The sequence below is a fragment of the Methylomonas sp. BG-2 genome (assembly GCF_057766305.1).
In genome coordinates this window covers 1-6179 of the sequence record NZ_JBYMAP010000231.1, presented here as the reverse complement: position 1 = coordinate 6179, position 6179 = coordinate 1, and the positions used below count along the sequence as shown (strand labels likewise).

Genomic DNA, 6179 nt, shown 5'->3' with positions numbered 1-6179 from the left:
AATCAGTGCAAGATTGACCGGACAAAAACCATAAATAGGAAGCACCTTACCCTATACAAACATCAAATAGGTTTTTTATGACTCACTTTATCCGCATCAGTATTTTGGCCCTGGCTTCGATGGGTTTCAACGCCGTCGCCGAAGAAGTATCACAACCCGAAATGACCGTCTACCGCAGCCCGACTTGCGGTTGTTGCGGCAAATGGCTGGAACACGCCGAAAACAGCGGCTTCAAGATCAAGGACGTGATCAGCTCGGACATGGACCAAATCAAGGCCCGCTACGGCGTGCCGGAAAAGCTGGCGTCCTGCCATACCGTGGTGGTTGACGGCTACGTGATCGAAGGCCACGTTCCGGCCGCCGACGTGCGAAAACTGCTGCAAACCAAACCCAACGTCGCCGGCTTGGCCGCGCCCGGCATGCCGATGGGCAGCCCCGGCATGGAAATGGGCGACCGCCTGGACGATTACAAAGTCGTGTCGTTCGACAAGGACGGTCACGCCGAGGTCTACGCCGAACACGGCCACGGCCACTGATGGGTGGCGCGGAAAGCCCGCCCGCGCGGCTCAACAGCGGACCGCTGATCAAAAATGTCAAGTTTCGTATCCCGACGCGGCGGGATACGCTGTTCCCCGCCGGAATAGTGATCGAGCCGCAACTTTAGTTTTTTAATCTCCTCGTCCCGGCATCTCTCGCAGGGAAGGGGATATTGCCCCTCCTCCGGCCATGTTGAATATCCGCCATTTCGCCAACACCATCGTCGGCAAGCCCGGCAATATCGGCGTGCGCACCGAACGCATCATCCGCGCGCTGTCGGCCCGAGGCGATAGCGGTTATTGTTTGTCGCGCCAAGCTCAAATCAAGTCGCCGGGCTTTGTTTATCGGGACATGGGCTGGCTCGGCCACCTCCCCAGACTGTTGAACGCCGCCCGAATTTATCTGGCGCCCGGTTTCAACCACCGCTACCCGGACGTCAAATTGTTCGAGTGGTTCGCGGCCCGACACTGGCAAGAAGCCGTCGCCGGGCCGGGAGCAATCGCCCACGTCTGGGACGCCTGCCCCCAATTGCTGGAGGGGTTAAAATCGGCCGGCATTCCGGTCCTGTTAGACATGCCGGTCGCACCGACCGCGTATTCCCAGCGCATCGCCGAGCAATACGGCCTCGATTTTTTGATGACCCATCGCAGCATGCTGGAATTCGAGCAAGCGGCGTGCGAACTGGCCGACCTGATTGCCGCGCCATCGCCGTTCGTCGCCGAGGAATTGCAACGCATCGGCGTGCCAGCGGCCAAGATCCGCATCGCCGAATTCGGCGTCGACTCGCCTTCCGGCCCAACTAAGCCGCGTCCGCCTAAAGAACCCGGCGCGGCGCTGGACTTTTGCTTCGCCGGTAACATTAACCGGCGCAAGGGGGTCGATCTGCTGCTGGATGCCTGGCGCGATCCGGCCTTTGCCGGCGACCGCCTGCATTTGTGCGGCCGGCGCTATCCCGAAATCGACATCGCCGCCGCCGCCCACACAGTGCTGACGCCGGGCTTCGTCAAAACCTTCGAATACCTGCCCAATTGCGATGTGTTCGTGTTTCCGAGCTGGCTGGAAGGTTCGGCCAAGGCGGTGTTCGAGGCCATGGCCTGCGGACTGCCGGCCATCGTCAGCGACGCTTCCGGCTCGATGGTGCGCGACGGCATCGACGGTTTCGTGATCGCGGCCGGCGACCGCGCGGCGTTGCGCGACCGGATGCTATGGTTCAAGGCCCATCCGGAGCGTATCCGCGCGATGGGTGAAAACGCCCGCGTCCGGGCGAGCCAATTCAGTTGGGACGGTTATGCCACCAAGGTCATCGAGCTGTACCGCGAACTCGCCCACGCTTCCATAGCTCCGATTGACAAGGCCGCCCGCTAAGTGGAGAATCCGCCGGCTACGCGGGGAGCTAGCCCGCTCAATCCATCGTCGTATCGCCCGTGTTCAGCAAACTAAAATCCCTTCGCGAATATTTCCGAGTCTTTCTGGCCGACAACCGCCTGCTGTTCGACGGTATCCGCCAGCGGCGCGGTGCCAACGCCACGGAATATTTGCTACGCCGTAACATTCATCGGCTGGAAAAAGGCTTGCGCAATCCGGAGTGCCGAATTCCGTTCGGGCAAGCCTACGCCGGCCAAACCCTGCGCGACTTCGAAACCTACCGTTCGCAATTGCCGCCGGCAATCGTCGAGTGGGGTGACCACGTCCTCGCCGAATATCGGCAACGCCACGCCAATCCGGAGCTGCCGGTCGAAGCAGCGGCCGCCGCGATCCCGCTCGACGCGCCCGACTACGCCAGCTTATGCGCCGCTTTTGCCCAACGCGGCAGCTGCCGGCATTTCATCGCGCCGGCTCCGGCCAGCGACGCTATCGCCGCGATCCTGCACGACACTCGCCATATACCAACGTCATGCAACCGCGAGGCTTACCGGGTATTGATCGTCGAAACCCCGGAAAAACGCGATTGGCTGCTGGCGAACAGCATCGGCCTGACCAATTTCACTGGCGTCGAGCATTGCGCGGTGCTGGCCTTCGTCGCCGACCTGGCGGCGGTGAATCACCCGCGCGACCGCCACGTGCCGGTCATGGATTGCAGCTTCGCCTCGTTGTTGTTCGCGCTGGCCGCGCAGAGCCGGGGCTTGGCCACATGCTATTTGAACTGGCCGATCCGCCCAAACACCGATCGCCAGTCCCGCGCCGTTCTGAATTTACCCGCCACCCAGAAGATTGTGTTCTGCCTGGTGGTCGGCCACCAAAACCCCGCGCTTTCCAGCGGCAAGTCGCCGAAAAGCGGACGCATTTGCAAGGTTTGATCGTGAAAAAACAGGTATTGCTGACCGGCTTCGGCTACGAAAATTTCGGCTCGCGGCTGATGTTCGAAACCGTCGTCCATCATTTATTGGATGGCGCGGCGCCGGTCGTCGAAATGCCGCGCGGCTCGCAGTGGCACGCCTGGTACCGGGGCTATTTTTTGATGCCGAACGCGCTGGTCCGTCGCGGCCTGGACCGGCTGTGCGCGCGACTGGCGCCCGGCCCGTTCGCCCGCCTCGGCTTTAAAACGCTAGCCGACATCGGCACGGTTCTGGACATCAGCGGCTACCTGCACGACCACGCGAACGCGCCGATGTTGATGAGCAATAAGCTGCATTTACTGCGGCTTGCCAAGGCGGCCGGCGCCAGGATCGCATTTTTGCCCCATTCGCTGTCGATTCAACAAGCCGCGCATCGTTCTATTTTCCAAGGGCTCTACGCCTTGGCCGACGTCGTATACGCTCGCGATGCGCATTCCCTCGCCGCCGCCGGCGCGCTCGGCCTGTCCCAGCCCATCGGCCTATGCTCTGATTTCGTATTGTGCCACCCCCGGCTGACAGCGTTCGAAACCGCGAGCGCCCCGGCAGCGCGCGACGTGCTGCTGGTGATTCCCAACTTTAAATCGCAAACCGCCGACATCGTCGCCGCCGCCCAGCGCATGCTGAGCGCTCACGGCGACGCGATCCGGGAAGTGGTCATCGCGTCGTTTTATACCGGCGAGAAGGCCGCCTACCTCGAGGAAATCCGCGCCGCGCTCGCCGGCGCGGTCGAGGTGCGCATCGCGCCCGATCCCGAGGCGGTTTGGGACTGGTTACCGCGCGCGCTGATTTGCGTATCGGCGCGCTACCACGGTTGCTGCCTGGCCTTGTACGCGCAAGTCCCGTTGCTGACGGTCGGCTGGTCGGAAAAATACGAATCGTTGCTGCAAGCCTGGCAATACCCGCTGAATTTGGCCGACGCCGACGCCGTCGAAGCCGGGCGCGCGTATTATCGGGGCGCCTACCGCGAAAACCGGGCCGAGAAGCTTCACGAAGTCCGCGAAATGTTCGCCGAGTTGCGGGCGCGTCTGGCGAATGCGGACTAAACCGGCGTCGGCGGTTTTCGCCCGCGGCGGCGGAACACGCCGCGACGGTATTCGGTAGGGCCGGATGCCGGCTCCATCCCGCCCCCGTCGCGCCCGAGCCCGCGCGGTACTGAAACCGGTCTGGCTGCGGCTGCTCAGCGTGGCCTCGCAAGGCCTGTTTTTATTGGTGATGCAATGGCGCTGGCCGTTCGCCGAAATTGGCGAATATATGAGTTTGCTGGCCTTGTTCAATCTGTCGACCTTGCTGACGGCATCGGGACTGGACAAGCAATTGATCCGCCGCCGCGCGGCATTGTCGCTCGACCAAGCCGCCAGCGACGCGCTGATCGATAGGGCCGCGACCCATGCCGCTCTGGTCAGCCTGTTGTGGGCGGGGGGCCTGTTCGCCGCGTTGTACCCGGAACCGCTATCGGCCGGGTTTTGGGCCATGTTGATGTTCAGCGTGGTCGGCTGCGGTTTTAGAATTCACGCAGCCAAAATCGCCGATCCCGAGCGTTACGCCGAGCTGCTGGACGCGCAATTGGCTCAGGGAACCGCGTTGCGCTTAGGCTTGACCGCCGCGCTGGTTTGGTACGGCGACGCGCCGCAGATCGTCACGCTGGAATTATTGGGCGGTTGTTTGAGCAATTTACGAATCTGCCGGTACTACCGGCTGAACGTCAATCTCTCGTTGCGCCGACTCGACCGCGACTTCGTCTATCAAGCGATGACCTTGTTTTTCTCCAAATTGCTGCAACAGCTAGGGGTGCGCTATTTGCTGCTGATCCCGGCCGCGCAAGCCGATTTCGGCAGCGCCGGCCTGTTCGGTTATTTGCAAAAGGTTTGCGGCCTGGTGACGAACATCGCCGACTTTGTGCTACAACGTCTGCATGTCCGTCACGGCCTGTTCCGGCAAGATCGCGATTTGGGCGATCAATACCGGCGCGGGGCCCGCTGGGTACTGGCCGCCTCCGCACTGTTCACGGCCGGATTGGCGATGTTGGCGCTGACGCTGGAACGCGGCTGGAACGATACTTTGCTGGCGGTCCTGGCCATTTTGGCCGGCTCGCCGTTCTTGGTATGGCGGACGACGCTGAGCAACGCAATCACCCAACGCCAAGCCTATTGGGTGTCGCCGCTGAGCTATTTGCCGGCCACGGCCTTGCTGGCCTTACTGGCCTGGTTGGAGTTGACCCAACCGTTGGCGCTGGCGCTGGCCTTGCTGGTCAATACCGTACTGAACGTGGCGACCGCGAAATTGCTGCTGGCCAGGTCCGGTGCCGAAGGACGGCCGGCCTAGGCCGACCTTCCGTGCAGCCCGGATCCGCGTCATCACCATGAACATTGCACCAGCGCGGCTATAGCCGCTTCCACGGCAAGGTTTTACTTTCCTGGGCAAAACGCTTCTATGATCGTTAGTTGAAAACATCGGAACCGCATGCGCGTCATTTATATCACCCGTGTCAGCTTGTCCGCGTCCGGCGCCCAGGCTCGTCAAATCCTGTCGATGGCCCAGGCCTACCACGACCGGCTGGCCGGGCAATTTCTGCTGATCTCGCCCGGCGAGTTGAGCGGCGACCCGCCGTTCGCGCATCGACCGCTGCCGTGGTCCGCCAACCAATGGCTACGCTACATCCGAGTCTGCCTGGCGGCATTGACCGGTGCTCGTGCCGAGCGCTCGGCGCTGTTTGCCACCCGCGATATCGTCGTCGCGTTCTGCGTGGTTTTCGCCGGCGGCCGCGTGGTTTACGAAGCCCACGATCAACCGCACGGGCTACTCCCCAAAGTCCTGTTTCGGCTATTGAGCCGAGCACGCCGATTTAAAATGACGACGAATTGTCTGGCGTTGGCCGAACACTACCAAAAGGTCTACGGCTTTAGCGAGGCCAACCTGCTGCCGGCCCACAATGCCGCCTTCCCGGAGGCCTACGCGCCGTTGCGAGCATTGCCGAAAGCCGAACTCAGACAGCGCTTGAATTTGCCGACCGATAAACTCTTGGTGGTGCACACCGGCAGTCTGTATAAGGGCGGCGCCGAACTATTCGAAACCTTGGCGCGCGACCGCGAACGAGTGGCTTTCGTGCATATCGGCGGCAAGGACCACGAGTGCGCGGCGTGGCGCGACTATTATCGCGAGCGCGGCCTCGCCAACGTCGATTTCATCCCGCACCGGCCAGCCGCCACGATACGCGAGTATCAGGTCGCCGCCGATCTGTTGTTTTACATGACGACCCGGCATTCGCCGATTTATTGGTGCACCTCGCCGCTGAAGCTCTTCGAATAC

The 6179-nt window shown here is 62.0% G+C and carries 6 protein-coding genes; all 6 read left to right on the top strand.

Features of this window, described 5'->3' with window-relative positions; all coding sequences use genetic code 11:
• Positions 1–77: 77 nt before the first annotated feature.
• Positions 78–536 (top strand): DUF411 domain-containing protein, encoded by a 459-nt coding sequence (locus AC3B8H_RS17310; protein WP_488442791.1) that lies wholly within the window; start codon positions 78–80, stop codon positions 534–536.
• 190 nt (positions 537–726) lie between these two features.
• Positions 727–1902: a glycosyltransferase family 4 protein gene (locus AC3B8H_RS17305; RefSeq protein ID WP_488442790.1), complete on the top strand. Its 1176-nt coding sequence runs from the start codon at positions 727–729 to the stop codon at positions 1900–1902.
• A gap of 59 nt (positions 1903–1961) precedes the next feature.
• Positions 1962–2834 carry a nitroreductase family protein gene (locus AC3B8H_RS17300; protein WP_488442789.1) on the top strand — a complete coding sequence of 291 codons (873 nt, stop codon included), beginning with the start codon at positions 1962–1964 and terminating at the stop codon, positions 2832–2834.
• Positions 2835–2836: 2 nt separating this feature from the next.
• Positions 2837–3916: a polysaccharide pyruvyl transferase family protein gene (locus AC3B8H_RS17295; RefSeq protein WP_488442788.1), complete on the top strand. Its 1080-nt coding sequence runs from the start codon at positions 2837–2839 to the stop codon at positions 3914–3916.
• A gap of 64 nt (positions 3917–3980) precedes the next feature.
• Positions 3981–5195, top strand: coding sequence for a hypothetical protein (locus AC3B8H_RS17290; RefSeq protein ID WP_488442787.1), 1215 nt, complete (start codon positions 3981–3983; stop codon positions 5193–5195).
• A 138-nt stretch (positions 5196–5333) separates the two neighbouring features.
• A partial coding sequence (locus AC3B8H_RS17285) for a hypothetical protein (RefSeq protein WP_488442786.1) occupies positions 5334–6179 on the top strand: 846 nt, incomplete at its 3' end.

Coding starts and splice junctions, on each gene's coding strand:
- AC3B8H_RS17310 (WP_488442791.1), top strand. CDS start 78: ATGACTCACTTTATCCGCATCAGTATTTTGGCCCTGGCTTCGATGGGT.
- AC3B8H_RS17305 (WP_488442790.1), top strand. CDS start 727: ATGTTGAATATCCGCCATTTCGCCAACACCATCGTCGGCAAGCCCGGC.
- AC3B8H_RS17290 (WP_488442787.1), top strand. CDS start 3,981: ATGCCGGCTCCATCCCGCCCCCGTCGCGCCCGAGCCCGCGCGGTACTG.